This window comes from Hanstruepera ponticola (genome assembly GCF_012931685.1).
Classification (GTDB): domain Bacteria; phylum Bacteroidota; class Bacteroidia; order Flavobacteriales; family Flavobacteriaceae; genus Hanstruepera; species Hanstruepera ponticola.
The window spans coordinates 176,951-201,614 of sequence record NZ_JABANC010000002.1; the positions used below are offsets into that span (position 1 = coordinate 176,951).

The 24,664-nt window shown below is 33.2% G+C and carries 26 protein-coding genes; 14 read left to right on the top strand and 12 right to left on the bottom strand.

Annotated elements, in window-relative coordinates; all coding sequences use genetic code 11:
* Window positions 1-73: 73 nt before the first annotated feature.
* Window positions 74-1,246, top strand: a complete 1,173-nt coding sequence (locus tag HGK31_RS06595) for an LETM1-related biofilm-associated protein (RefSeq protein WP_191859044.1) — start codon at window positions 74-76, stop codon at window positions 1,244-1,246.
* Between the two features lie 2 nt (window positions 1,247-1,248).
* Here HGK31_RS06595 and HGK31_RS06600 read toward each other — a convergent pair whose 3' ends face one another.
* The 5 genes from HGK31_RS06600 to HGK31_RS06620 are packed head-to-tail and all read right to left on the bottom strand — an operon-like array spanning window position 1,249 to window position 4,654.
* A complete protein-coding gene (locus HGK31_RS06600) occupies window positions 1,249-2,004 on the bottom strand; it encodes a LytR/AlgR family response regulator transcription factor (RefSeq protein ID WP_191859045.1) in 756 nt (251 codons plus the stop codon).
* Between the two features lie 29 nt (window positions 2,005-2,033).
* A complete protein-coding gene (locus tag HGK31_RS06605; RefSeq protein ID WP_191859046.1) occupies window positions 2,034-2,363 on the bottom strand; it encodes a 2TM domain-containing protein in 330 nt (109 codons plus the stop codon).
* Window position 2,364: 1 nt separating this feature from the next.
* Window positions 2,365-2,676: a 2TM domain-containing protein gene (locus tag HGK31_RS06610; protein WP_104734167.1), complete on the bottom strand. Its 312-nt coding sequence runs from the start codon at window positions 2,674-2,676 to the stop codon at window positions 2,365-2,367.
* The gene (locus HGK31_RS06615; RefSeq protein ID WP_191859047.1) at window positions 2,676-4,007 is read right to left on the bottom strand and encodes a 2TM domain-containing protein; all 1,332 of its coding nucleotides are present in this window, start codon (window positions 4,005-4,007) and stop codon (window positions 2,676-2,678) included. The genes HGK31_RS06610 and HGK31_RS06615 overlap by 1 nt, the downstream gene beginning before the upstream one ends.
* A gap of 23 nt (window positions 4,008-4,030) precedes the next feature.
* A complete protein-coding gene (locus tag HGK31_RS06620) occupies window positions 4,031-4,654 on the bottom strand; it encodes a tetratricopeptide repeat protein (protein ID WP_191859048.1) in 624 nt (207 codons plus the stop codon).
* Window positions 4,655-4,855: 201 nt separating this feature from the next.
* Between HGK31_RS06620 and HGK31_RS06625 the strand changes: the two genes are divergently transcribed.
* Window positions 4,856-6,091 (top strand): alpha/beta hydrolase-fold protein, encoded by a 1,236-nt coding sequence (locus HGK31_RS06625; protein WP_191859049.1) that lies wholly within the window; start codon window positions 4,856-4,858, stop codon window positions 6,089-6,091.
* A gap of 1 nt (window position 6,092) precedes the next feature.
* On the opposite strand, the gene HGK31_RS06630 is transcribed toward HGK31_RS06625, so the two are convergent.
* Complete coding sequence (locus HGK31_RS06630; RefSeq protein ID WP_191859050.1) at window positions 6,093-6,821, bottom strand: energy transducer TonB; 729 nt, start codon at window positions 6,819-6,821, stop codon at window positions 6,093-6,095.
* Window positions 6,822-6,966: 145 nt separating this feature from the next.
* Between HGK31_RS06630 and HGK31_RS06635 the strand changes: the two genes are divergently transcribed.
* The 4 genes from HGK31_RS06635 (at window position 6,967) to HGK31_RS06650 (ending at window position 11,699) form a co-directional block, all read left to right on the top strand.
* A complete protein-coding gene (locus HGK31_RS06635; RefSeq protein ID WP_233451019.1) occupies window positions 6,967-7,368 on the top strand; it encodes a hypothetical protein in 402 nt (133 codons plus the stop codon).
* A 141-nt stretch (window positions 7,369-7,509) separates the two neighbouring features.
* A complete protein-coding gene (locus HGK31_RS06640; RefSeq protein WP_191859051.1) occupies window positions 7,510-8,799 on the top strand; it encodes a DUF2254 domain-containing protein in 1,290 nt (429 codons plus the stop codon).
* Window positions 8,800-8,877: 78 nt separating this feature from the next.
* Window positions 8,878-10,950 (top strand): prolyl oligopeptidase family serine peptidase, encoded by a 2,073-nt coding sequence (locus tag HGK31_RS06645; RefSeq protein WP_191859052.1) that lies wholly within the window; start codon window positions 8,878-8,880, stop codon window positions 10,948-10,950.
* A gap of 5 nt (window positions 10,951-10,955) precedes the next feature.
* On the top strand, window positions 10,956-11,699 hold the full coding sequence (locus HGK31_RS06650; protein WP_191859053.1) for a sulfite exporter TauE/SafE family protein: 744 nt from the start codon (window positions 10,956-10,958) through the stop codon (window positions 11,697-11,699).
* Here HGK31_RS06650 and HGK31_RS06655 read toward each other — a convergent pair.
* Window positions 11,694-13,847, bottom strand: a complete 2,154-nt coding sequence (locus HGK31_RS06655; protein WP_191859054.1) for a TonB-dependent receptor — start codon at window positions 13,845-13,847, stop codon at window positions 11,694-11,696. The two genes, HGK31_RS06650 and HGK31_RS06655, sit on opposite strands and share 6 nt — an antisense overlap.
* A 133-nt stretch (window positions 13,848-13,980) precedes the next feature.
* Between HGK31_RS06655 and HGK31_RS06660 the strand changes: the two genes are divergently transcribed.
* Window positions 13,981-14,643: a lysoplasmalogenase gene (locus tag HGK31_RS06660; RefSeq protein WP_191859055.1), complete on the top strand. Its 663-nt coding sequence runs from the start codon at window positions 13,981-13,983 to the stop codon at window positions 14,641-14,643.
* Window positions 14,644-14,705: 62 nt separating this feature from the next.
* On the opposite strand, the gene HGK31_RS06665 is transcribed toward HGK31_RS06660, so the two are convergent.
* Window positions 14,706-15,986 (bottom strand): NAD(P)/FAD-dependent oxidoreductase, encoded by a 1,281-nt coding sequence (locus tag HGK31_RS06665; protein WP_191859056.1) that lies wholly within the window; start codon window positions 15,984-15,986, stop codon window positions 14,706-14,708.
* Window positions 15,987-16,115: 129 nt separating this feature from the next.
* On the opposite strand from HGK31_RS06665, the gene HGK31_RS06670 reads away from it, so the two are divergent.
* Both HGK31_RS06670 and HGK31_RS06675 read left to right on the top strand, forming a co-directional pair.
* The gene (locus HGK31_RS06670) at window positions 16,116-16,610 is read left to right on the top strand and encodes an RNA polymerase sigma factor (RefSeq protein WP_191859057.1); all 495 of its coding nucleotides are present in this window, start codon (window positions 16,116-16,118) and stop codon (window positions 16,608-16,610) included.
* A 4-nt stretch (window positions 16,611-16,614) separates the two neighbouring features.
* Complete coding sequence (locus HGK31_RS06675; RefSeq protein ID WP_191859058.1) at window positions 16,615-17,256, top strand: hypothetical protein; 642 nt, start codon at window positions 16,615-16,617, stop codon at window positions 17,254-17,256.
* A gap of 8 nt (window positions 17,257-17,264) precedes the next feature.
* Here HGK31_RS06675 and HGK31_RS06680 read toward each other — a convergent pair whose 3' ends face one another.
* Window positions 17,265-18,068 carry a lysophospholipid acyltransferase family protein gene (locus tag HGK31_RS06680; protein ID WP_191859059.1) on the bottom strand — a complete coding sequence of 268 codons (804 nt, stop codon included), beginning with the start codon at window positions 18,066-18,068 and terminating at the stop codon, window positions 17,265-17,267.
* A gap of 50 nt (window positions 18,069-18,118) precedes the next feature.
* Window positions 18,119-18,760 (bottom strand): NUDIX hydrolase, encoded by a 642-nt coding sequence (locus tag HGK31_RS06685; protein ID WP_191859060.1) that lies wholly within the window; start codon window positions 18,758-18,760, stop codon window positions 18,119-18,121.
* A gap of 2 nt (window positions 18,761-18,762) precedes the next feature.
* On the opposite strand from HGK31_RS06685, the gene HGK31_RS06690 reads away from it, so the two are divergent.
* Window positions 18,763-19,467 carry a peptidylprolyl isomerase gene (locus tag HGK31_RS06690; RefSeq protein ID WP_191859061.1) on the top strand — a complete coding sequence of 235 codons (705 nt, stop codon included), beginning with the start codon at window positions 18,763-18,765 and terminating at the stop codon, window positions 19,465-19,467.
* Window positions 19,468-19,497: 30 nt separating this feature from the next.
* Here HGK31_RS06690 and HGK31_RS06695 read toward each other — a convergent pair whose 3' ends face one another.
* Together HGK31_RS06695 and HGK31_RS06700 are read right to left on the bottom strand one after the other, a co-directional pair.
* Window positions 19,498-20,100 carry a trimeric intracellular cation channel family protein gene (locus HGK31_RS06695; protein ID WP_104734181.1) on the bottom strand — a complete coding sequence of 201 codons (603 nt, stop codon included), beginning with the start codon at window positions 20,098-20,100 and terminating at the stop codon, window positions 19,498-19,500.
* Entirely contained in the window at window positions 20,100-20,825 is a 726-nt protein-coding gene (locus HGK31_RS06700) for an RDD family protein (protein ID WP_191859062.1), read from the bottom strand. Before HGK31_RS06700 ends, HGK31_RS06695 begins: the two co-directional genes overlap by 1 nt.
* Before the next feature lie 33 nt (window positions 20,826-20,858).
* On the opposite strand from HGK31_RS06700, the gene HGK31_RS06705 reads away from it, so the two are divergent.
* The 4 genes from HGK31_RS06705 to HGK31_RS06720 are packed head-to-tail and all read left to right on the top strand — an operon-like array spanning window position 20,859 to window position 24,659.
* On the top strand, window positions 20,859-21,827 hold the full coding sequence (locus tag HGK31_RS06705) for a stage II sporulation protein M (RefSeq protein ID WP_104734183.1): 969 nt from the start codon (window positions 20,859-20,861) through the stop codon (window positions 21,825-21,827).
* Between the two features lie 7 nt (window positions 21,828-21,834).
* Complete coding sequence (locus HGK31_RS06710; protein ID WP_191859063.1) at window positions 21,835-22,758, top strand: hypothetical protein; 924 nt, start codon at window positions 21,835-21,837, stop codon at window positions 22,756-22,758.
* The gene (locus tag HGK31_RS06715) at window positions 22,751-23,476 is read left to right on the top strand and encodes a hypothetical protein (protein WP_191859064.1); all 726 of its coding nucleotides are present in this window, start codon (window positions 22,751-22,753) and stop codon (window positions 23,474-23,476) included. Before HGK31_RS06710 ends, HGK31_RS06715 begins: the two co-directional genes overlap by 8 nt.
* Window positions 23,469-24,659 (top strand): DUF4350 domain-containing protein, encoded by a 1,191-nt coding sequence (locus HGK31_RS06720; RefSeq protein ID WP_191859065.1) that lies wholly within the window; start codon window positions 23,469-23,471, stop codon window positions 24,657-24,659. Before HGK31_RS06715 ends, HGK31_RS06720 begins: the two co-directional genes overlap by 8 nt.
* The last annotated feature ends 5 nt before the right edge of the window (window positions 24,660-24,664 follow it).

The window sequence follows — 24,664 nt, forward strand, 5'->3', positions numbered from 1 at the left end:
AATATTTTGTTAAAGGAAAAAAGGCTTCTTCTTATGGATATAAAAATTATCTTTACCCAATAAAATTAATAGCATGAATCCATCGGCTAATGGCTGGATAAAAAAACTACTCAAGGATGCTGTTCTTATTGAAAAACTAAATAAGACAGCAATCATTTCTTTTTATGAAAGCTTAAGATATTGTGGCTTTATATATGGTAGCAATATCATGGTCATTGGTAACCTTATAAAAAATGATGACTTTACAAATGAGGAAATTTGTAAAATAAATTTCCTGTTAGCCTTTTATTATACACACCATATCTCTGATAGTAACGATGATTTCGCAGATAGTGTTATTGATTTTTACACTAAAATAAATGCACATAAAACCACTTTTTTTTCTGATTTATTGGGTGAAAAGAAATCAAATAGCCTATTAGAGAAAATAATTCACAAGCGCATTCAAATTGATGACAACATCATTGACAAAAGCTTTAATTACTTTATTACTAACGCCTTATTATTTACTGACATTTTAGCCTATAAGACGTATTTGAAGAACAATAAAATTTCTGAATCCTACATAAAGAATTTTGAGTCATCCATTGAAACTATTGTCGTGGAAGCCTTAAATGCTAAAGTTGAAAAAAGCAATTATGACCATAGTTTAATAAATTTATTTGAACAATCACTACGCTATCAGCACAGTCAAAAAATAAGCTATCATGAAGCTATAGGTAAAATTAAAACAATTGAAGAATCTTACTATATAATTGATATAGCGTGTATGGCTACTTGGGGTGATTCTGTTATTGATAAAGACGAGAAAAAGTTTTTGAACCAATTAGGTCGTGATTTAAAGTTGGATCATCACATTATTGCCAATGCCATGGAGTCTATTAATTTTTTCTATGAAAAGCATAAAGATAAAATTGCATTATTAAGTTCTAAAAACCTTGTAAAAACCTTTTACGATAATTCGAGTAAAATGGTTAACAAACTGATTTCCAGAAACAGCAAACGTTTGTTAAATGAATTACGCGAAAGCAAGGAATTAATGAAATTACTCACACAATCTACAGTACGTGACCTTAATGATGATGAGCAGAAAAAAGTAAACGAACAATTGCTTGATATTTTTAAATCCATACCTAGCCTGGCCATTTTTATGTTACCAGGTGGTGCTTTATTATTGCCTTTAGTAATTAAGTTTATTCCTAAATTATTACCATCTGCCTTTGATGATAATAGGATTGAAGAATAGGATTACTCCAACCAATTCTTAAAATCTCTAACACGTTCTCGTGCTACAATAACTTCTTGGTCGTTATAGTTATTTAGTTTTATTTGAAGTCTTGAATTGGTATAACTTACCATATCTTTTATAGCATTTATATTTACAAAAAACTTTCTGTTTATTCTATAAAACATTTGTGGTTCCAACTCCTCCTCCAACTGATCCAAAGTCATATCAATGAGATAGTTTCTACCTTCAATGGTATGTAAATAGGTACCTTTATTTTCGCTGAAAAAACATTCTATTTCATCAATATTAATGAGCTTTAAGTGCTGCCCAACCTTGACAGAGAATCGTTTTTTGTATTCGCGTTCTATTGGATTGATCAATAGTTTCTTTATATCATTAAAATCTATTGTAACTTGTTGTTTTTGTGGTTGATTTTCCTGATATTTTTTTATGGCTTTATTCAGTTCGTCCTCATCAATAGGTTTCAATAAATAGTCTATGCTATTAAGTTTAAATGCCTGAAGTGCATATTCGTCATAAGCTGTTGTAAAAATGATTGCAGATTTCACTTCGACAGCTTCAAAAATTTCGAACGACAAGCCATCACTCAACTGAATATCTAAAAATATCAAATCTGGATGTGGATTGTTTTGAAACCATTCAATCGACTCTTCAACAGAATGAAGCATGGTCTCTGCTTGAATAGTTAATTTGTCTAACATGCGCTGCAACCGCCTTGCAGATGGTTTTTCGTCTTCAATTATTATTACGTTCATTAACTTATAATTTATACAGAATAATTAATTTATTCCCAGTACTTATTTTCTTTATCAAGTAACTCTTTTATCTTTCTATTTTCCCATTTCTTTGAGAATGACATGTTCTTTCCAAACACTAAAAACCAATGTGTTAAGATACCTATTCCCCAAAAAATCGCCATAGAAACTTGACCATATCCCATTCCCCAAAAACCGTATTGCGTATAACTTGACAAGTCATTTGAAACAACTAAAATTAGTATCCATATCAGGTTAATAACGAAATACACAAACAAATGAACATAAAAGCCTTTTATTTCCTTTACTCTTTTTTCTGCTTTCCGTAATTGGTAAGGTTTATTTGAATCTTGATTCATATCAACTCCAGTGTTTTTTATCGCGCTCCATAATCGCTTTAATTTTGCGTTCCTCCCAATTCTTCCCTAATATAAAATTGGGTAAAAAAACCGAAAGACCATGCACTGCTAAACCTATTCCCCAGAAAAATAGCGTGAAAAAATTTTCATATTGAAAGTAACTCTCTCCAGGACCTAAATTTTGTACATTGATAATGACTATCATTAGATTTATGACCACATAGACCAAAGCATGTGAATAAAACCCTTTAATCTTTTTTACGCGCTTTTTGGCACGTTCTAGTCGTTTTTGTTTATCAAAATTTGATTCCATTAGTTCCAATTTTTACGTTGATTTTCTTTCTCCAAAATTTCTTGAATTTTACGCTCTTCCCAGTTCTTACCATAACCAAAAACTCCAAAGGCATGGAAAACTATTCCCATTCCCCAACCCAAAACAGGAAACCAAAACCATTGGAAGTTCCATGATGTTCTATAATTTATAAAGATTAGAAAGGGTATAACCACTATGTAAGAAATGATATTACCATAGAATCCCTTAATCTCTTCTACGCGTTTCTTGGCCTTATAATAAGCCTCTTCTTTACTATTTGTGTAATTTGATTCCATAATTGATATTTGTTTTGTAAGCATAGGAATTGCTACTGCAAAACGGTTTGCTTGTTGATTGATGTTAACTTTTCTGTTTGTCAATAATTGGTAGCGTTGCATGATATTACTCAATCCTACACCACTACTCTTTTTTATAATTTGTTTAGGTTGAAAATTATTTTCGACTATTAAATCCCCTTCATCTTCATAAATTTTAATATGTAATGGTTTACTTGATGTAACAGTATTGTGCTTAACAGCGTTTTCTAATAACAGCTGTAAAGACAGAGGCACTACCTTACTTTCAGGATTTGAAGCTTTATCAGGGATTTCAAAGACAATACTATCTTCAAATCGCATTTTAAGAAGCATCATATAGGTTCTGGCAAAATTCAATTCTTCATCAACTGAAACCAAATCCTTATTTTTTTGCTCCAAAACATAGCGATACACTTTAGACAAAGATGTTGTAAAACGTTGTGCATTATCAGGATTCTCATCAATTAAACTGGTAAGTACATTTAAACTATTGAACAAAAAATGTGGATCCAATTGATTTTTTAAAGCATCAAATTTGGCACTAGCCGTACCTGCTATTACCTTCTGTTCTTTAATTTTATTCTGTTGATACTTATTATAAAAGTATATGACATGAAAAACCACAACTATACTCAAGGTAATCCATAATCCAAATTGATAAGGTTTCCAACTCTCATTATTTAAGAATTGATCAAAAGAATTATTATAGAAATACAATGAAGTGAGCATTCTTAAAAAGAATAACCCGATTAATGTAATAACAACAGAACCAAATAAACCAATAGCAATACGCTTAATGCTTTCGTTCTTTTTCCAATTTCTTGATTCCAAAAACGTAAAGTAATACATATTAGAATACCCAAGTACAAAAGCATACAACTGATAAAACACAAAATTTATAAGAAAATCTTTAGCATTATCAAAATTGAATCCATCAGAAAGAAAATTTCCAATTAAAAAAACACCAACTCCAATAAAGAATGTAATAATGATATTTTTTACATGTTTGTTCATACGTTGTAATCAGAATTCAATAATTATTTTTTGCATTCAGCTAACACTTGTTCAGCACGCTCCCTTCCCCAATTAGGCGAAAATTTAGTTTCAGGTTCAAAGCTATCAAATAGCTCAATTGACTTTTTGATATCTTCACAATATGGAGCTGTATCTTTTCCAAAATAGCGCGCGCTTCCCATATCCCATTCAGCTTTATTATAGACTACTCTTGGGTTTTTAGGTGCCAAACCTAATGCCTTATTATATATTTCAGCAACAACTCCACCATATTTCATACCATAGGTTGCACCATCAAAGGCGACCCAATTAGTATAAATATGTGCTTGTAGGACCATAATTTCAGGATTATTCGGGCTTATACTTTTTGCTACGTCTATATATTCTTGCGCTTTATCCAATTGAGCCTTGAGCACATTAATATCCTTTTCTTCCCAACTTTTCAAACTATTAATTTGAGCTACATAATAATAAGGGAGCCAGGCATCTTTTTCTGCTTTGGCAATGCGTTCAAATAATTGTTCAGCAGCAGTCATGTCTCCTGAACCCCAAAGCTCAAAAGCTTTAGACATACCTTTTTCATACTGATTTTGGGATTGTACATTAACAAAAAATAATGCAAAAGCAATAAATAGTAATTTCTTCATAATGATGATTTTAGTGTTATACTGATCGTTATTAATTGACAGGTACAAATATCAATATAAATCAAAGAGAAGTAAAATGGAAACATCTGAACTGTTATTTTTTTATGATGAATTGTTAAACTTCGTTTGTTAGGCTCAAATTTTTATACCTTTAATCAACCTAAAGTTTCCTTTGCCTGCTTTTTTTAACTCAATTACAAAATGAAATCACTAATCTGTTTTGCGCTAGCCAGTCTCTTGTATTGTTTTCAGGGAACGGCTCAACATATCGATTTTGGCATGATAAATATTGGTTCTATTGACACCATTCAATCAACCGTTTTAAATGAACCTCGCAGGTTATGGGTGCATGTGCCACTTACTGAACCTAATTCTGGAGAGCGCTTTCCTGTTGTATATTTACTAGATGGAAGTGCGCATTTCCCATCAGTAGTTGGTATGATTCATCAATTAAGTTCTATTAATGGCAATACCATTGTACCTAAAATGATTGTAGTTGGTATCCCGAATACGGACAGGATGCGTGATTTAACGCCTACAAAGGATTTAAATATGAATGAACCCAATACCTCTGGTGGTGGCGAAGCATTTATGGATTTCCTTCAGAAGGAACTCATGCCTTATATTGACGAGAAATACCCAACGAGTCCTTACAAAGTATATATTGGTCATTCGTTGGGTGGATTAACTGTAATTAACACATTGTTAAAGCGTCCTGAATTATTTAACAGCTACATTGCTATTGACCCGAGTTTATGGTGGGCTGAATCTAGCACACTTAAGGAAGCTTCAACGCTTTTGAATTCGAAACAATATTTGAATGAAAAATTATTTGTAGGCATTGCCAACACTATGGATTCAAATATGACCATTAATACGGTTATAAAAGATACAACACAAACTACGCAGCACATTCGGGATATTCTTACATTCTCAAAAGAAGTTGTTCCAAATTCAACTAGTGGATTAGATTTTAGTTACAAATACTATAATGAAGATACCCATGGAAGTGTCCCTCTAATCTCTACCTATGATGGCTTACGTTATATTTTTGGATGGTATGATATTGACAATGATTTAATCCCGTTAATAATGAATCCCGAATCAAATGCTGAAACTGTTATAAGCAAAATAGAATCACATTACGCGACCGTCTCAAATAATATGGGATATACCATATTACCTGACGAAAGCTTGATTAATCAAATAGGCTATGGTTGTTTACAAAATGATTTACCAAAAAAAGCTGAAGCCTTCTTTAAATTAAATGTAAAAAACTACCCCAACAGTTCTAATGTTTATGACTCATTGGGAGATTATTATGCCGCTGTTGAACAAACCGACAAGGCCATTGAGGCCTACCAAAAAGCTATGAATACAGATGGTGGTAATAGTTATTCGCAAGAAAAGTTAGATGCCCTTAAAAAGGGCAACTAACTTATTTTTGAATCTTAAAATTTATTGGAATACTATAAGGCACTTTTACAGGTTTTCCGCGTTGCTTACCTGGCTCCATAGTGGGCAGCAAACCAATTATGCGCTCTGCTTCTTTTTCGAGTAAAGCAGCAGGACCTCGTGATTTAATATTAGATACACGACCGTTGGAATCAATAGCAAACAACACGAATACTCTACCATGCACACCCATTTCTAAGGCACTTTCTGGGTATTTAAAGTGTTTTTTGATATGTTCATTCATTTTTTGAGCAAAACAATCTCTTAATTCTGCATTATTCTTACCAACACACCCTGGAAACACAGGTACATTTTCAACTACTGTAAAAGGAACAGACACTTCTTCTTCTACTTCAACAACCTCAACATCTGCCACTTCAATTGGTTCTGCAATTTCATCTTCTTGATTAGCTTCAGAACTTTCTATAACTGTTTCTTCTATTTCTTCAGTGTCTTCTACTATGGTAATAACATCTGGTGCAGCAGCTGCAGGTGGTGGTGGCGGAGGTGGTGGCGCATCAATATTGGTAATTGGAATATCATCTTCTAAATCATCTGACAATAGAATAATATCTTGAGCAATTATATCCTTGTCATAAGTTTTATACTCCAAACCAAAATATGTAAAAAGCAACATCACATTTAGTCCAATAGCAAAATAAATACCACTATTGCGACCTATTTCTAAATTGGGATTTTTTTTAGGCTTCATAATATTCATATTTATATCATTGAAGTTAAACACAATAGCCTAGAAAAAACATGATAAATATCATCTTTACATAAGTGATTTAAATATTCCTTAACAACTAATAGCTGAAAGATTTTTTACTTTGTTACTTCTAAAGCTAAACACTATGAAAAACTTATTAACTGGTATTGTTTTTTTCTTTGTAATAAATACATTCCATGCACAAACTAACGATAAGCAATCTTCTATTGATTTTGTTACTGTACTGAACGACAACCACGCTGAAACACTTTACTATTATCAAAATAATTGGAAAGTATTGCGTGAGGCTGCTATGAAAAGAGGCTATATTGAAAGTTATGAGTTACTAGAAATTAAACCCAATGAAGCCACGCCTTACAGTTTTATTTTAATAACTACCTATGCTAATCAAAATCAATATGACAGCCGAGAAATTCATTTTGAAGAATTAATACAAGCGTCAGGCGGATTAAAACTATTGAATGAAAAAACACCAAATGATTTTAGGAAAGTTATTCATGGGCAAGATAACGTAAAGCATTGGTAACTTCAGCTATACCTCATATGTTTTGTAAGCGATTAACTTAAAGCAAAAAATTATAGCCTTAATGCTACAAATATTAGCTGCATTCATTTTTTGATAGGATGCGTTTTATAAAAACTGTATCTTTCAGATAAACTGTGATGTATGTCTAAAATTTTCAACAATCTCTATTCTATAATCAAAAACATAAAAGGCAATATAGCCTTTTATCCTACTGTTTTAACGTTTATTGGTTTTTCCTTTTCTTTATTAATGATACTCCTTGAGGAGCAAGGTATTTCAAAATTTCTATTGGAAACAACACCAATTTTGGTTGTTGAAAATGGCAACACAGCCTTAAATATTTTAAGCGTTTGCATAACTGGACTGATTTCTATGATGGTATTTAGCTTCTCCATGGTGATGCTTTTATTGAGTCAGGCTTCCAGTAATTTTTCTCCTAGATTGTTGCCAGGATTGGTTTCTGACAAACGGAATCAAATAATTTTAGGACTTTATTTGGCCACAATTGTTTACAACATCTTTACCATGTTTACAATTGAACCTAATGGTGAGGAATATAACCTACCAGGCTTTGCCGTTCTTTTAGGTATTTTAGCAACCATGGTGTGCTTGGGTGCGTTTATTTATTTCATTCATAACATGTCACAAAGTATTCAAATTTCCAAAATACTTGATGCCATATACGAACAGGCCAAAAAGCGTTTACAAAAAATGATAACAATTCAAAACGAAAACCCTGTTTCACCATCAAAAACCTACAACACAGAATCGTGGCATGCTTATACTTATAAAACTAGTGGTTACTTTCAAAATTACAATGTAGAAGGCATTATAGAATTTTGCAAGAACTGTGAAACTAAAATTAAAATCATTAAGCCCAAAGGTTTATTTATTTTAAAAAACGAGTCATTTCTGCTATCTGAAAAACCATTAGATGATGATCAACTTGCAAATTGTTTTTCTAATATATACCTATCTAAAAACGAGTTGGTTAAAGAAAATTACAATCTAGCTTTCAAGCAAATTAGCGAGATAATTGTCAAGGCTATGTCACCAGGAATTAATGATCCAGGCACTGCTTTAAATGGTATTGATTATCTTACTGAGTTACTTGCTTTACGATTACTTAAAAACGATTCTGAATTAATTTTTGATAAAGAATCAAAAACTTGCTACGGTGAAGTAGCTGTTATTACTTTTGAATCCCTATTAACCAATATGATGGCATCATTACGCACCTATTGCAAGCACGACCCAACAGTTGTGCAAAAACTCTTAAATATGTTGCATTATTTGAAAAAACAAGTGAAGCACCAAGACGATTATGAATCCATAATAAGCGAGCAAATAACTATCTTAATCAATCAAGCTGAATCTGTATTTGAAACAAAAAAAGATAAAGAATTATTAAAACAACTTGTAAACAATTAAACATTTGGTGCTTTTCAGTTGAATCTGTTCTATATTCACTAAATTAGTGTTTAATATTCACAGCAAACTGCCAACAACATGCAAAAATTATTTTTACTTTCCGCAGCCCTTTTACTTTTAAATATCAATATGCAAGCACAAGAAGACCCTTATCTTTGGTTGGAAGAAGTTGACAGTGAAAAAGCACTTGCTTTTGTTACCGACTTAAATAAAAAAACAGAAGAAAAGCTCACCAAATCACCTTATTACCAAAACATTTATGATAAGGCTTTCGAAATTTATAATTCAACAGACCGTATTGCTTACCCATCTACCAATGGCAATTACGTTTATAATTTTTGGAAAGACCAAGATCATGTGAGAGGTATTTGGCGAAGAACTTTGAAAGAAGACTATACAAGTGGAAATCCAAACTGGGAAATTCTGCTAGATATTGATGCACTATCAGAACAAGATGGTGTAAAATGGGTTTACAAAGGCGCTAGTGGCTTGTATCCAGATTATAACAGATTTTTAGTACAATTATCAAAAGGTGGTGGTGATGCAGTAGTTACAAAAGAATTTGATGTTAACACTAAGCAATTTATTGAAGATGAATTTTTTATTCCAGAAGCCAAAGGTGGTGCGACTTACGTAGATATGAACACTATTATTGTTGCTACAGATTTTGGTGAAAACACTATGACCACATCTGGCTATCCCAATCAAATTAAACTCTGGAAACGTGGCACAGATTTAAAAGATGCACAATTAATTCATGAGGGAAATCAAACCGATGTTGGCTCTTGGCCAAGTGTATTGCGAGATGGCGATAAAAAATATATTGTAATATTTCAAGCCGTAACATTCTTTACTCGAAATACCAAAGTTTGGCACAATGACAAACTTGTGACATTGGATATTCCTGATGACGCTGCTCCAAGTGGCGTATTGAATAATCAATTACTAGTTGATTTAAAATCAGATTGGAGCGTGAATGGTACAACCTATAAGCAAGGTGCGATAATTAGCTTGAATATGACCGATTTATTAAATGGAAAACATACGGTTAATCTTATTTACCAACCTGATGCCTTTTCTAGCGTATCAGGTATTTCAACAACCAAAAACCATTTGCTTTTAAATGTCCTTAACAACGTTATCAGTGAGTTACACATCTACACGCTTAAAGATAATTCATGGAGTAGCACAAAAGTTGATGCACCTGATTACGGAACACTTTCAATAGTCAACAGCAATGAATTATCTGACGACTACTATTTTCAATTTGAAAATTTCCTAACTCCGGAAACTCTATTTACTGCCAATGCGCACGAGAATACATTTAAGGCCTTTAAATCCTTACCTGCTTATTTTGATGCAAGTAAATACAAGGTAAAGCAGTTTATGGCCAAGTCACAAGATGGAACAATGATTCCATACTTTGTTGTTGGTGCAATAGACATGAAAATAGATGGTAGTAATCCAACCTTACTATATGCTTATGGTGGATTTGAATCGTCTTCCCTACCCTTTTACTCTGGAGGCTTTGGTTCATCTTGGTTAAATAAAGGCGGCGTGTTTGTTTTGGCTAATATTCGCGGTGGTGGCGAATACGGACCCAAATGGCACCAAGCAGGATTAAAAGAAAACAGACAGCGCGTTTATGATGATTTTCATGCTGTTGCTAAAGATCTCATTGCAAAAAAAATTACGACACCAGAACATTTAGGCATAATGGGTGGTAGTAATGGTGGTTTATTGGTTGGTGTAGCCTTTACACAACGTCCGGATTTATACAATGCTGTTGTGTGTCAAGTACCACTATTAGACATGAAACGCTACAACAAATTATTGGCAGGTGCCAGTTGGATGGGCGAATATGGTAATCCTGATGTACCTGAAGAATGGGCCTATATTAAAAAATACTCGCCTTATCACAATTTAAAAACAGATACAGCCTATCCTGAAGTATTTTTCTATACCTCCACAAGAGACGACCGAGTGCATCCAGGTCATGCTAGGAAAATGGCAGCTAAAATGTTGGATATGGGCTACCCTATTTATTATTACGAAAATACCGAAGGTGGTCATGCAGGTGCCTCAACCAATGAACAACGTGCAAAATCAACCGCATTATCCTTTTCTTATTTATTGCTAAAACTGAAGTGATTTGAGTGAGAGATATTAGTTACATCTTTTTATTTCTTGCATTAATAGCTGAAATAGTTGGTACCGTAGGTGGTTTTGGTTCATCCGTTTTTTTTGTTCCAGTTGCTAACTTTTATTTTGATTTTTATTCAGTTTTAGGGTTAACAGCCTTATTTCACTTGTCAAGTAATCTGAGTAAAATTTTTCTATTTAGAAAAGGGCTAGACAAAAAGCTACTGATGCAAATTGGAATTCCATCGGTTCTTTTTGTTATAATAGGCGGCTTTTTATCCAAGTATGTAAACAGTCAATATCTTGAAGTTATTCTAGGCATATTTTTGGTGACCTTTAGTTTATTTTTTTTAATAAAGAATAAAGTTATTGTTTTACCTAATAAGAAAAATGCCATTCTTGGTGGCTCACTTTCTGGATTTTCGGCGGGTTTATTAGGAACAGGAGGTGCTATTAGGGGTTTGACTATGGCAGCATTTAATTTAGAAAAGAGTGCGTTCATTGCTACTTCCGCTTTTATAGATTTCATGATAGATTTCTCACGCACATTTGTCTATTATCAAAACGGCTACATTCATAGTCATGATATGAAATATGTGCCATTTTTATTTCTTATTGGTATTATAGGCTCTTATTTAGGTAAAAGGATTTTGGCCTATATACCTCAAACAAAATTTCGTATCCTGTCTTTAGTCTTAATACTCTTAATTGGTTTGGTTACAATCGGTCAGTTAGTAGTGAAGCACGAAGTTCTATAAATTATCCAATTGATTATCGGTTTTATTTTCACTTATGGTCCAGAAAAAGCCTATAAAAAAGAAGCTGTCTGCTGCAGGCTTTAGAGCACGTCTATCAAACACACCATTAGCATTTGGCGTATTGGCATATTGGTATCCATTAATGTTTTGTGTACCCAACACATTATTTACAGAAACATACAATATTTTTTGTTGGGTTATTAAATACGCCCAGTTCAAACTTATATTATTATAGTTTTTGGTTTTTTGGTTTAAAAAATCACCCAAATTGGGGTCTGTGTAACTTCTACCTGTAGCAAACGCATAAGCTATCCCTACCTGACTTTTCCAATCTTCAATCCAGTACTTTCCTACCACAGAAAGATTATGTGTATTGGCAAAACTTGGCGTAGCTGCTTCTGGATAATTCTGGTAATCACGCTCGGTATCTAAGAAACTATAACTAATCCAGTAATCAAGGTTTTTAAAACTTTTGTTATCGCGCCAAAATAAATCCAATCCTGTAGCATAGGCAGAACCTGTATTGGTATAATTACTATTAAACATGGTAAACTCGGTATTGTATTTTACTAGATCGTCATAATTTTTATAATATGCTTCAGCTCTAAATATTTGTCCTTCACGGTTTAACTGGTAATTTAAAATATAATGCTGTGTGTTTTCGGCTTCTAAATCCTGATTAAACTTTAAAACAGCACTATTTGGGTTTTGGTAAAAATTACCGTATGCCAAGGACATTTGGCTGTTTTGTCCTGTTTTATAAGCAAATGAAATTCGTGGTGATAATGTAAACTGCTTGAACAGTTCACTGTACTCTAAACGCAAACCGGCCTTTAAGGCGAGTTGTTTGGAAAATATAACATCGGCTTCGGTATAAGCTGCAGCAATATTATTATTAAATCCATAATCAATGGCTTCTGTAAAGGGGTTACGATAATTCTCGTTAAAATCGGTTGCAAAATATTCGGTTCCAAAATTCAATTTAAATCGGCTACTAAAACGACGTTTAAATTTCAGCTTGGCATGAAAAGAGTTTTCGGTATCTATTATTTCGTCATTAATAAATTGCACATCGGTTTTGGCATAGGTATAACTCATCCCTCCAAAAACAGACCAAGTATCGGTCAGCATACCACGATATGAACCATTAAAATATAAATTATTATTGTTCAACTTTGTGTAAACTCCTTCAGGAATGTTAATGTCTTCTTGGGTTAAGGCGAATCCACCAGCATCAAAAGCTGTATAAAGTTTTAGCATCCCAGAATTAAATTTACGTCTAAACACAGCTTCTCCTGAACCACCATAAAAGGGTTTATCCCAATCGTTACGGTCTGGAAACAAGGCAATATAAGGTGCCAAGTTAATATAGGAACCATTAACACTTAAGGAACTTTTCTCCCACTTTTCAGTATGCCCTAATGCTGCACCAACGCTCATAATACCAATATCGGTTTTCTCTTGATCGGGTTCTTCAATAGTATTTAACAATAAGACACTGGAAAGCGCCTGACCAAATTCAGCAGAATAACCACCTGTAGAAAAGGTTATACCATCAAATAAAAATGGTGAATATCTACCACGCGTAGGAATATTATTTGTTGTTGGTGTAAACGGTGTAAATACACGAATACCATCAATAAAAATTTGCGTTTCGTTGGCATCGCCACCACGCACAAACAAACGACCATCTTCGGCTACTGTTGATGTTCCAGGTAATGTTTGTAAAGCACCAACAAAGTCGCCTAATGCACTAGCAGTGGTAACAACATCCAAAGGCTTTAAAACCGAAACCTTACTGTTATCACCTGCTTCAAAGGTTCCCGCAGAAATAACGACTGTATCAAGAGAATTAACATCATCGCGAAGTTTTACAGTGATATTATTGAATGAACTTACATCGGCAATTTGTTTGTAGGTTTCAAAAGATAAAAATGAAACAATAAGTGTTTGTTGTCCAGTTTCTTGCGTGACAAAAGCGAAAGAGCCATCGGCTTGTGATGTAGCTCCATCATAAGTGCCGTCCAAATAAACGTTGGCACCTACTAGCTCATTACCTTTAGAATCGGTTACGATACCTGAAATAGTGGTTTGTGCCAGTAGTGACAATGCATTGAGGCAGAATAATAGGAAGGTTAGTGATTTCATGTTAATGATTTTACTGTTCGCTAATTAATTGATACAGCAAAAGTGCTCACAAACCAAAAATAACGAAACTAAAAGAAACTGAACAGTTAAATATCTATGATGAATTGCATATTTTTGGAAGAAATCACAAAGTATGCTAACTAAATCATATAAAAACTTCACTATCCTGTTTTGTTTTATCCTGTTATTTGAAATACTAACCGCCAACTATTATACCAAGTGGCATTATTTTGCAAAACCAGCATTACTTATATCACTTATTCTATTCTATTGGTACCATTGCAAGTCCATTTCTCAAAAATTTAAAACTATAACTTTAGGTGCTTTGGTGTTTTCTCTTTTAGGAGACATTTTATTGATGTTTGTTAATGAATCGCCTCATTTTTTTACTGCAGGTTTGGCGTCTTTTTTATTGGCTCACATTCTATATATTTTGGTGTTTTTAAAAGTGAGAGATTCCAACAAAAAACCATGGCTCTTTACTGGTGTTTTATTAGTTTATGGAGGTTGTTTATTCTATATTATAAAAAGCAATTTAGGCGCGATGCTTCTACCGGTATTTTTTTACATGCTCGTAATTTTAACTATGGCAACAAGCGCATTTTTACGTCAAAGTAGTTTAGGTAAAGTGAGTTACAATTTTGTTCTTATTGGTGCCATTTTATTTTTAATTTCAGATAGTTTATTAGCAATCAACAAATTTTATACACCTTTGGCATATTCAAATTTTAGTATTATGTTTACATACGCTTTCGCACAGCTTTTTATCGTTTTTGGGCTCTTAAAACAACGATAGATTTTGCTTATAGTTAACTTTTATAAAATTGATAATCAATATTTTTGCATAGTTTTGATAAACTATTTATTTAACTTATCAAAAGGACGTATAATCAAACGTGCTGCTTTGTCAAAATTGACATAATTATACACCCAATTAAAGAAAACGACCACGCGATTTCGAAATCCAACGAGTGACATGAGATGAATAAACATCCAAACAAACCAAGCGAAAAATCCACCGAACTTTACCTTCCCTAAATCGACAACTGCTTTATTTCTTCCTATAGTTGCCATGGAACCTTTATCGTTATATTTAAATTTACGCATCGGTTTATTCGCTATCAAATTCATGATGTTTTTACCTAATAATTGCCCTTGCTGAATTGCTGGTTGAGCCACCTGTGGATGACCCTTTGGAAAGGCTTCAGTTTCCATATATGCAATGTCTCCTAAAGCAAAAATATTCGAGTAGTTTTCAACCTGATTATACCGATTAACTTTATAGCGATTTGAACGCTCCATAAGGGCATTGGCAGCCAACCCTTTTACAGGACTTCCTGTTACACCAGCTGCCCAAATTAAGGTTTCCGACTCCAATTCTAAATCCGAATTGGTTTCAACCTTTTTACCATCATATTCTTTTACTAAAGTGTTGCAATGTACTTGCACACCTAAATCTTTCAAGAATTTTTCAGCTTTGGCAGATGCTTGCTTACTCATTGGTGGCAAGACTCTGCCAGCACCTTCCAAAAGATGTATTTGCATGTCTTGAGCATTTAAATCTCTATAGTCTCGCGGAACAACGTGATTTTTAAGTTCGGCTATTGCACCTGCTAACTCTACACCTGTTGGCCCTGCACCAACAATAACAAAATTTAAATAGGCCTTCCGCTCCTCTTCGGTTTTTGCTATGGTAGCTTTTTCTAAATTTTGTAAAATTAAACTACGAATATTCAGTGCTTCAGGTACCGTTTTCATAGGCATGCTATAGGCTTCCACATTTTTATTACCAAAAAAATTAGTAGTTGTACCCGTTGCTAAAACCAGATAATCATAAGAAATAGTACCTATAGTTGTTTCTATAGAATTTGATTGAGGATTGATTTCTTGGACTTCAGTTAAACGGAAAATAACATTATTTGATTTTTTAATAATCTTCCGTAACGGATAAGCAATGGAATCGGGCTCTAACCCTGAACTTGAAACTTGATACAATAAAGGTTGAAACGTATGGTAGTTATGCTTATCAATTAGAAGAACTTGAATGGGTTTGTTTTTTAGTGATTTAGCCAAATTAATACCAGCGAAACCGCCACCAACTATGATTAGTCTTGGGAAATTGGACTCGGGAATGTTCATAATATTTGTAAGAAAAAATGTCTAACAAAGATACAACATACCCAACTTAAAGACTATTTTTATAGAATATTTCATGAGTCTGTAACATTTTTAAATTAATGTTACATATAGTGTAACTAAACAACCGATTTGAGCGAAGAATTAGAACATAGTTTTATCGAGCAATTAGAGAAGCACCAAAACATCGTGCATAAGGTTTGTAGGCTTTATACCAACAATCAGGACGCACACAATGATTTGTTTCAAGAAATAACCATACAACTCTGGAAAGCCTTTCCAAAGTTTCGTGGCGAAGCAAAATTTAGCACTTGGATGTACCGTGTTGGCCTAAACACAGCCATTACGCTCTACCGAAAAAAGAAACGGACTATAAACACTGAAGCTTTTGATGCGTTTGAATTTAAAATTAAAAGTGAAGAGTATGATGACACTGAAGAACAGCAACTGAAATTGCTTTACCAAGCCGTGCATCAATTAAACGATATTGAAAAAGCACTCGTGTTTTTATATCTAGAAGACAAAAACTATAGAGAAATAAGTGAAACAATGGGTATCAGCGAGGTGAATGCTCGTGTGAAGATGAATCGTGTGAAAACAAAGTTAAGAACCATTTTAAATCCGTAATACTATGGATGAATTAGATTTATTAAAAAAAGATTGGCAGAAATCGGATAGTAATTACCCGAAACTCTCCTATAATGATCTGTATAAGATGATATTAAAGAAATCATCATCCATTGTAAAATGGATTTTTATTATCAGTATCATTGAATTTGTATTTTGGATTATAATATCCTTTGCACTAAAGGATACTAAAAGCATGGAACGCTTTAATGAATACAATGCTGATGCTATTATCATCCCATTAGCTGTAGTTGGCTACATTATTTTGGCTTATTTTTTCTATTTGTTTTTTAAGAATTATCGTAATATTTCGGTTACAGACAATGCCAAGATTCTTATGGAAAACATTCTCAAAACGCGACGTACTGTAAAACACTATGTCGCTTTTAATCTAGGCTATTTAATAGTTTCCGTAATCGTTGTTCTTTTTATAGAATTTGATCAAGACCCACAAATCATTGCTCAAGTTCAAAAGGCAGCTGCCGATGGTGAAGTGCTTAAGTTCTACGCTATTTTTATTTTAACAACCATGTTGTTTTTAGCTATAGCTATTGGTGTGCTTTTATTATTTTACTGGCTGGTTTATGGCATTTTACTAGGCAGACTTAATAAAAACTACCGAGAACTTCAGAAAATGGAGGTTTAGTTTTAGGTTTATGAACGCCAACGTCTTTGTGCATTCAATGCTTCTTGAGCTTCTAACTCTTCTTGAGGAATAACCTTTAAAAATGATGGGTGCTGTTCAATAGCATATTCTATTTTTTCAACAATTTCAGCAACACTTTCATTTTTGTAGTCTATTTGCAATGGCTCTTTAATTTCCATAGACTGTAAAATATTTTTCTTCTTAATACGTAGTCCTTTTTTATCAAATGAACGTCTAAAACCATCAATAACAATGGGAACAACTACAGGATTGTATTTTTTGATAATATGCGCTGTACCCTTTCTTATAGGCTTAAAAGGCGTTGTTGTTCCTTGCGGAAATGTAATTACCCAACCATCATTTAGAGCCTTACCAATATTAGAAATATCACTCATTTTAACCTGTCGGTTTACATCCTTTCCTTCTGCTCGCCACGTACGCTCAATACTTACAGAACCTACATAAGCTAATATTTTTGGTAGTAATCCGGCTTTCATGGTTTCCTTGGCCGCTACATAATAAATGTTCAATTTCGGGTTCCACAAATAACCTATACCTTTTATAGAATCTTCACGATTACTCAAACTCGCATTAAATACATGAAACATGGCAACAACATCAGCAAAATACGTTTGATGGTTGGAAATGAACAACACGTTAGTTTCTGGTAAATTTTTAATGATTTCAGAACCTTCTATTTGTAATTCATTAAACCCTCTGAAACGCCTATGAGTGGCAGCTCCCAGTATTCTGATAAGCCATTTTTTTATAAAGAGTATGTGTCCGAAAGGATTTTTTTTGAACAATCCCATGTTTAAATTTCCTTGATAGTTAAGATTACAAATGTAATAAAACTGATAGTTTACAGCGTTTCTTTTAACAAGTCTTTTATTTCGCTCAACATCATAGCTGTAGCTCCCCAAACCACATGACCATTTAATTTAAATGCTGGGACAACCACATCAACCTTATAGGATGTTGACACTCTTTCGGTTATCACATTGGATTCATCAATAAAATCCGTTAACGCAACTTCAATAATGGCTTCAACCTCATCATCTTGTTTTACAAATAACGGTTTGTGTTTTACAACACCAACAAAAGGCTGCACAAAAAAATTACTTGGTGGAATATAAACTTGTGTCATTTGCTTTAAAACATGTATCTCTTGCCGAGGCACACCAATCTCTTCATAGGTCTCACGCACAGCTGCCTCCATAAGGCTGTTGTCACCAGGCTCTAACTTACCTCCTGGAAAACCAACCTGTGCGGAATGCACACCTTTATAGGTTTTTCGCAATATCAATACTAATTTTGTCAGGCGTTTATCATCTGGATAAAAAAGTGCCATTACACCCGCATGCTTGGCTTTTTTTATATTATCCCTTTGTATTTCTTGAAGTTTTAATCTAAAAGGAGGCGACATTTTAAACTGCGAAGCCTCTGCTGGTAGTGGGATATTTTTTATTTTTGAAGCAGATTCTAAAAATTGATCAAAATTCATTTATGAAACAGATTCTTTTAATTGGTATCAGTATTGTTCTACTAGGTTGTGAAGATAAACAATCCAAACAAAAAAATACAATCTTAAAGCCAACCTCATCAACTGAAAAGCAAGTAAAGCAAGAGGACACCTCGGCAAACCAAGAGCCTGAATTTCCTTATTTAACTGATGACAATGCCATGGAATTCTTTTTGGAATACGAAAAAGAGAACAAAGAAAACAAAGTACGCATTACCACCCGCTTTGGTGAAATTGATATCTTACTCTATGATAAAACCAAATTCCATCGCGCTAACTTTATCTACTTGACCAAACGCGGTTATTTTGACAAAACCCAATTTTATAGAGTGGTCAACAATTTCATTATTCAAGCAGGTAATACGGATGACCCAAAGGTAAAACGTAAACGTAAAAAAATTGGTTATTACTTGTTGCCTCCAGACACCAAACGTGGTTTTAAACACAAAAGAGGTGTTGTAAGTATGCCAAGTAGCGAGATAGAAAACGCCTATAAGCTAGCTTCTCCCTTTGAGTTTTTTATAGTTCAAGCTGAAAATGGTGCCCATCATTTGGATGGTGAATACACAATTTTTGGAGAAGTAATACGTGGCATGGATGTCGTTGATGAAATTGCAGCTCAAAAAACGGATGGTGGCGAATGGCCTATGCGCAATATTTATATTAAAAATGTGGAGATTATTGAATAGTGGTTAGTGAAAAATAACCGTGAGTAAATTTTATTCTTTATAAATACTCGGCAAACTAATTTTAAAACGTACCGCTAGTAACCTCGTTACGATAACTACCATTCCAGAAATAATAAAAACCACATTGTTATCAATTGGCAGTTTTTTGATGAGAAAATAAGATAAACCGCCCAATATACAAGCAGTTGCATAAACTTCCTTTCTAAATATCACAGGAATTTCATTACAAAGAATATCACGAATAACACCACCAAAACAGGCAGACATAGTACCTAAAGCTATACATATTATAGGATGCAATTCTGCCGAAATACCTTTTTCAACTCCTACAACCGTATATAGCCCAATACCAATGGTGTCAAACAAAAACAATGATTTTCTTAAATAATCAATTTTGTTTTTAAAGATTACTGCAAAAAAAGCAGCACCAATTATTACATAAGTATAGGTTAGATTTTCCATCCAACTTACTGGTGTATCTCCTATAAGAATATCACGTAATGTTCCACCTCCTACGGCCGTTACAAAAGCAATGATTAATATTCCAAAGGGATCCATCTTCTTACTCAATGCTACCAAAACCCCTGAAATAGCAAAGGCAATGGTTCCTAAAATATCAATAAAGTAAAACATTACATATTTTGTGTATAGTAGTTATAATCCTTTAAGATGGTGTCAATAAATTCCTTATCAAATAAATCAGATTCTACCTGGAGGACATCACAAATCTTATTGCGTAAGATTGTTAATGTTTTAAAATCATTATTCTTTTTAGAAATGATAAACGTGTCTTTAATTATTCGCACATCCTTGTCACTTAATTGGGTTACTGTATTAAATACGGGTTGATAATCATCTGTAATGTCCTCCAAAATAGTACTTGTAATTTTGTGTTTTTTCTTTACACTAATAACAACTGTACCAGCCGCAGCATCGCCTATACGTTGCTTTTTTTCTGATAGCAAAATGCTCATAACACCAATAGAGGAAAAGAACAGCCATATATCCACAATACGCAGCATCCACCTTACTAAAAAATTATACCACTGCGTGGGTGAACCATCAAAACGAACTACTTTTATTTTCATAATCATTTTACCAACAGTCTGTCCACCAAACAACACATGACAGAGTAGTGAATAAAAAAAGGCTGGCAATAAAAATAGTCCTAAAAACCCTCGTCGTGTCCAACTATCTACATCAAAAATTGCAGAAATCTCAACCAAATTCTCAACCACAAACATATAAGCCGTTAAAATTAACCCATCAATCAAGAAAGCCACAAAGCGTTCACCGATGCCAATAAGTTTATAATCTAAATTGACATTTTGGGCAGTGTTAATTGCTAATTTGCTCATGGAAATGTATATTCGTTTAAATTTAATTTTTCTATGCGCGAAGCATCTTTCGTGAAGCAAAATAAGGAAAAATGGATGGTATTTGAAAAGGCATTACACAATAATGTAAAAATAAATCCTGATGACCTTGCTTCATACTATATACAATTAACAAATGACCTGTCTTATGCTCAAACCTACTACCCTGATAGTAAGACGTTGTTGTATTTGAATTCGTTGGCATCTGAAGCACATCAGAAAATATACATTACTAAAAGAGAATCAAAAAACAAGATTATTTCTTTCTGGAAACATGAATTTCCATTGTTCTTTAAACAATATCACAAAACCCTCCTATACGCCTTTTTAATTTTTATGTCAGCTGTTTTAATTGGTGTGATTTCAACCTTAAATGACACTAGTTTTGTGAGACTTATTTTAGGTGATGGCTACGTAAACATGACTATTGAAAATATTGAAAATGGCGAACCCATGGCAGTTTATAAAAGTGGTAGTCAGGTAGGCACATTTTTGGGGATAACCATCAACAACATCCGAGTGGCCATTATAGCATTTGCGCTTGGTGTAATGTTTAGTGTTGGAACTATATATGTACTATTTAGTAATGGTATCATGCTAGGTGCTTTTATTACATTCTTCTATAATTATGGTATTTTAGAAAAAACATCAACCGTTTGGCTGCATGGCACCATCGAAATATCTGTAATTGTTATTGCAGGATGTGCTGGACTAGTAATGGGCAATAGCTTTCTTTTTCCTAAAACCTACTCCAGACGTGTGGCCTTCATGAAAGGCGCTAAAGACGGGCTAAAAATAGTGGTAAGCACCATTCCTTTTTTCATAATTGCTGGTTTTATTGAAGGCTTTTTCACACGGTTTGGCGAACACATGCATTGGACCTTATCCTACAGCATTATTTTAGCTTCATTAAGCCTTATTGTTTATTATTATATTATTTACCCAATCCGTTTGAATCGAAAATTATCAGTAATTAATAAGTAACCTACTCATGAGTGAGAAACCCTATATTGAACTACGTACAAGAAATACTTTTGGAGACATAATCAATACGTATTTTTTATTCTTAAAGTACAACTTCAAACATTACAGTAATTTGTATCTACGCTATAACGCCATTAGTATCATTTTAACCATAATTGGAACCTATCTTTTAGTAACAGGCTTTATGGGTTTGGCAAGTCGTGATTTTCGGTTTGGCATGGGAAGCAATATTGATAATAACATGTATGTTGGTTTAGGTGCCATTGTACTCCTAATTATTTATGCGGCAACAGCTTTTCTTAACAATAGCCTTTCAAGTGCCTATATAAGTGAATATGTAAAAAACAAAGGTCATGTTGAAGCCAAAAGTGTTTGGCAGGCTATCGTTAATAAATTAGGCGACTTAATTTTATTAATCCTGATTGGTATTGTAATTTATATCATTTACCTCATAGCCACATTTGTTTTGGCCATTATACCATTCTTGGGTATGATTGCACAATATGCTTTAAATTTTACAGTTTCAGCATTTTTTGGATTATCATTTATGGTCATGTTTTCAAGCAGAAAAAGTGTGGGGCAAGCTCTCACCGAAGGTATGAATTATACAACAGGTAATTTTATGCGTGTAGTATTTTACGGATTGATCATTGGTATTCTAAATTTAATGATTGCTGGTTTGATTGCTGCTATTCCAGGCTTTATTTTAGCTATTTACACTTATTTTTCAGCAGAAAGCGGTATCGACTTATCTACGAGCGTGTTTGCAACGGTCATGTTCACAATGGGTTTTGCCATTTTTATTTTAACATTTATTTTTTCTCAAGCTCTGTCACAACTGGCTTATGGCGTGTTATATTTTAATCTGCATGAAGAAAAATATAATTTATTTTTAAGAGAACGTATTGAAGAAATTGGTGTTAATGAATAAACGAATTACATACACAACTTATTTTTCAGTTTGGTTATATATCATCCCATTTCACTTTTTTTTCGGCCAAGAAAAGATAAAAAAAGACTCTTCTACTGTAACCGTAGAGTATTTTAAAGACGGAATAAAAGACCGTTACAATGGAGATGATTTCAATTATAATATTAATGATTCTGGAGGTGTTAATCTTATTCAAGATATTTTCAGAAAATTCTTTAGATGGTTAGGCGATTTATTTGGAATTGACATTGATTTTATTGACTATCAAACCATGGAATATATTGTGTACGGTTTATTGGCTCTCGGCTCCATTTATCTGCTTTTTAAATTCTTTTTACAAGCACCATTGAGCACTGTTTTTAAAACAGAAGAACAATCTATAGAGAACTTTAAATATGTAGAAGAAAACATTACCGAAGTCAATTTTGATGCGTTGATTAAAAAGGCTTTGAAAGATTCCAACTATCGTCTGGCAACGCGTTATTTATATTTAGCATCACTCAAAAAATTAACTAGCAAAAATGTCATTGAATGGCATTATGACAAAACCAATTCTGACTATCTGAACGAAATACAGGATGTTACTATTAAAGGATATTTTAAACGTATTTCCTATATATATGACTATGTTTGGTATGGCGAATTTAGCATTGATCAATCAGCATTCAATAAGAATCAAGAAGATTTTAATAAACTAAACAAAGTGCTTAATGGATAAACGTTCTAAATTCGCTTTGTATAGTATTGGCTTTATAATTCTGTTATTAATGGCTGCTGAAATATCAAAACCCAAGGCACTCAATTGGCGTGACTCATACTCGGCTGCTGATAAAATTCCTTTAGGTTGCTATGTCATTTTTAACGAACTAAAAAATAGTAGCTACAAGAAGGTTGAAACATCTTCCAAAAGTCTTTACGAAAAACTCAAAGAAATTCCTGACTCAACCAAGAGCACTATTTTATTAATAAATAATTATATCAGTATTGAAGATGAAGGTTCAGAATCATTATTAGATTTTGTGGACAAAGGCAATACAGTATTTATTAGCACCAATTATTTTTATGGAAAAATAGCTGACACACTCCATTTAGAGTTTGATAGGAATTATGAAGGCTTTTTAAAAAGTCCTTCCCATAGCACCTTTACTAATCCTATTTTAGAAAAAAACAACACGTTCTTTACAGATGTAATTGAAAATAATTACATCACATCTATTGACACAAGCAGTACGACTGTTTTGGGTTACTATTGGGATGAAGACAAAGAAGTCTCTGAAGTTAACTTTATAAAAGTAGCTTTTGGCATTAACGGTGGCTCATTTTATTTTCACAGCAATCCTTTTGCTTTTACTAATTACCACATGTTGGATGGTAAGGAAAATTATGTAGCTTCTGTACTATCATATTTACCCAAACAACCAATAATTTGGGACAACTACTACAAAAGCGGTCGTAAGATAGTCTCAAGTCCCTTACGGTTTATACTATCAAATGAAGCCTTGAAATGGGCATTTTACACAAGTCTATTAGCTCTTATATTATTTGTGATTTTTAAAGGAAAACGTACACAGCGTATTATTCCAGTTATTGAGCCATTAAAAAATGCTACGATAGATTATACACAAACCATTGGTGACTTATATTTTCAGCATGGTGATTACTCCAACATCATACATAAAAAAATTACTTACTTTCTTGAGCATGTTCGCAGTAGTTATTATTTAGATACCAATGAGTTTAGTGAGCGTTTTATTCAGAAATTAGCAGTTAAATCATCAAACACTTTACAGGACACTAAAGCACTAATAGACTTTATAACTTATTTAAAATCCAAAAGCTACCATACAGAAAAGGAACTCATTGAACTTAACAATAAAATAGAAGAATTCTTAAAAACGTAAAATCA

Coding starts and splice junctions, on each gene's coding strand:
- HGK31_RS06595 (WP_191859044.1), top strand. CDS start 74: ATGAATCCATCGGCTAATGGCTGGATAAAAAAACTACTCAAGGATGCT.
- HGK31_RS06600 (WP_191859045.1), bottom strand. CDS start 2,004: ATGAACGTAATAATAATTGAAGACGAAAAACCATCTGCAAGGCGGTTG.
- HGK31_RS06605 (WP_191859046.1), bottom strand. CDS start 2,363: ATGAATCAAGATTCAAATAAACCTTACCAATTACGGAAAGCAGAAAAA.
- HGK31_RS06610 (WP_104734167.1), bottom strand. CDS start 2,676: ATGGAATCAAATTTTGATAAACAAAAACGACTAGAACGTGCCAAAAAG.
- HGK31_RS06615 (WP_191859047.1), bottom strand. CDS start 4,007: ATGAACAAACATGTAAAAAATATCATTATTACATTCTTTATTGGAGTT.
- HGK31_RS06620 (WP_191859048.1), bottom strand. CDS start 4,654: ATGAAGAAATTACTATTTATTGCTTTTGCATTATTTTTTGTTAATGTA.
- HGK31_RS06625 (WP_191859049.1), top strand. CDS start 4,856: ATGAAATCACTAATCTGTTTTGCGCTAGCCAGTCTCTTGTATTGTTTT.
- HGK31_RS06630 (WP_191859050.1), bottom strand. CDS start 6,821: ATGAAGCCTAAAAAAAATCCCAATTTAGAAATAGGTCGCAATAGTGGT.
- HGK31_RS06635 (WP_233451019.1), top strand. CDS start 6,967: ATGAAAAACTTATTAACTGGTATTGTTTTTTTCTTTGTAATAAATACA.
- HGK31_RS06640 (WP_191859051.1), top strand. CDS start 7,510: ATGTCTAAAATTTTCAACAATCTCTATTCTATAATCAAAAACATAAAA.
- HGK31_RS06645 (WP_191859052.1), top strand. CDS start 8,878: ATGCAAAAATTATTTTTACTTTCCGCAGCCCTTTTACTTTTAAATATC.
- HGK31_RS06655 (WP_191859054.1), bottom strand. CDS start 13,847: ATGAAATCACTAACCTTCCTATTATTCTGCCTCAATGCATTGTCACTA.
- HGK31_RS06660 (WP_191859055.1), top strand. CDS start 13,981: ATGCTAACTAAATCATATAAAAACTTCACTATCCTGTTTTGTTTTATC.
- HGK31_RS06665 (WP_191859056.1), bottom strand. CDS start 15,986: ATGAACATTCCCGAGTCCAATTTCCCAAGACTAATCATAGTTGGTGGC.
- HGK31_RS06675 (WP_191859058.1), top strand. CDS start 16,615: ATGGATGAATTAGATTTATTAAAAAAAGATTGGCAGAAATCGGATAGT.
- HGK31_RS06680 (WP_191859059.1), bottom strand. CDS start 18,068: ATGGGATTGTTCAAAAAAAATCCTTTCGGACACATACTCTTTATAAAA.
- HGK31_RS06685 (WP_191859060.1), bottom strand. CDS start 18,760: ATGAATTTTGATCAATTTTTAGAATCTGCTTCAAAAATAAAAAATATC.
- HGK31_RS06690 (WP_191859061.1), top strand. CDS start 18,763: ATGAAACAGATTCTTTTAATTGGTATCAGTATTGTTCTACTAGGTTGT.
- HGK31_RS06695 (WP_104734181.1), bottom strand. CDS start 20,100: ATGTTTTACTTTATTGATATTTTAGGAACCATTGCCTTTGCTATTTCA.
- HGK31_RS06700 (WP_191859062.1), bottom strand. CDS start 20,825: ATGAGCAAATTAGCAATTAACACTGCCCAAAATGTCAATTTAGATTAT.
- HGK31_RS06705 (WP_104734183.1), top strand. CDS start 20,859: ATGCGCGAAGCATCTTTCGTGAAGCAAAATAAGGAAAAATGGATGGTA.
- HGK31_RS06710 (WP_191859063.1), top strand. CDS start 21,835: ATGAGTGAGAAACCCTATATTGAACTACGTACAAGAAATACTTTTGGA.
- HGK31_RS06715 (WP_191859064.1), top strand. CDS start 22,751: ATGAATAAACGAATTACATACACAACTTATTTTTCAGTTTGGTTATAT.
- HGK31_RS06720 (WP_191859065.1), top strand. CDS start 23,469: ATGGATAAACGTTCTAAATTCGCTTTGTATAGTATTGGCTTTATAATT.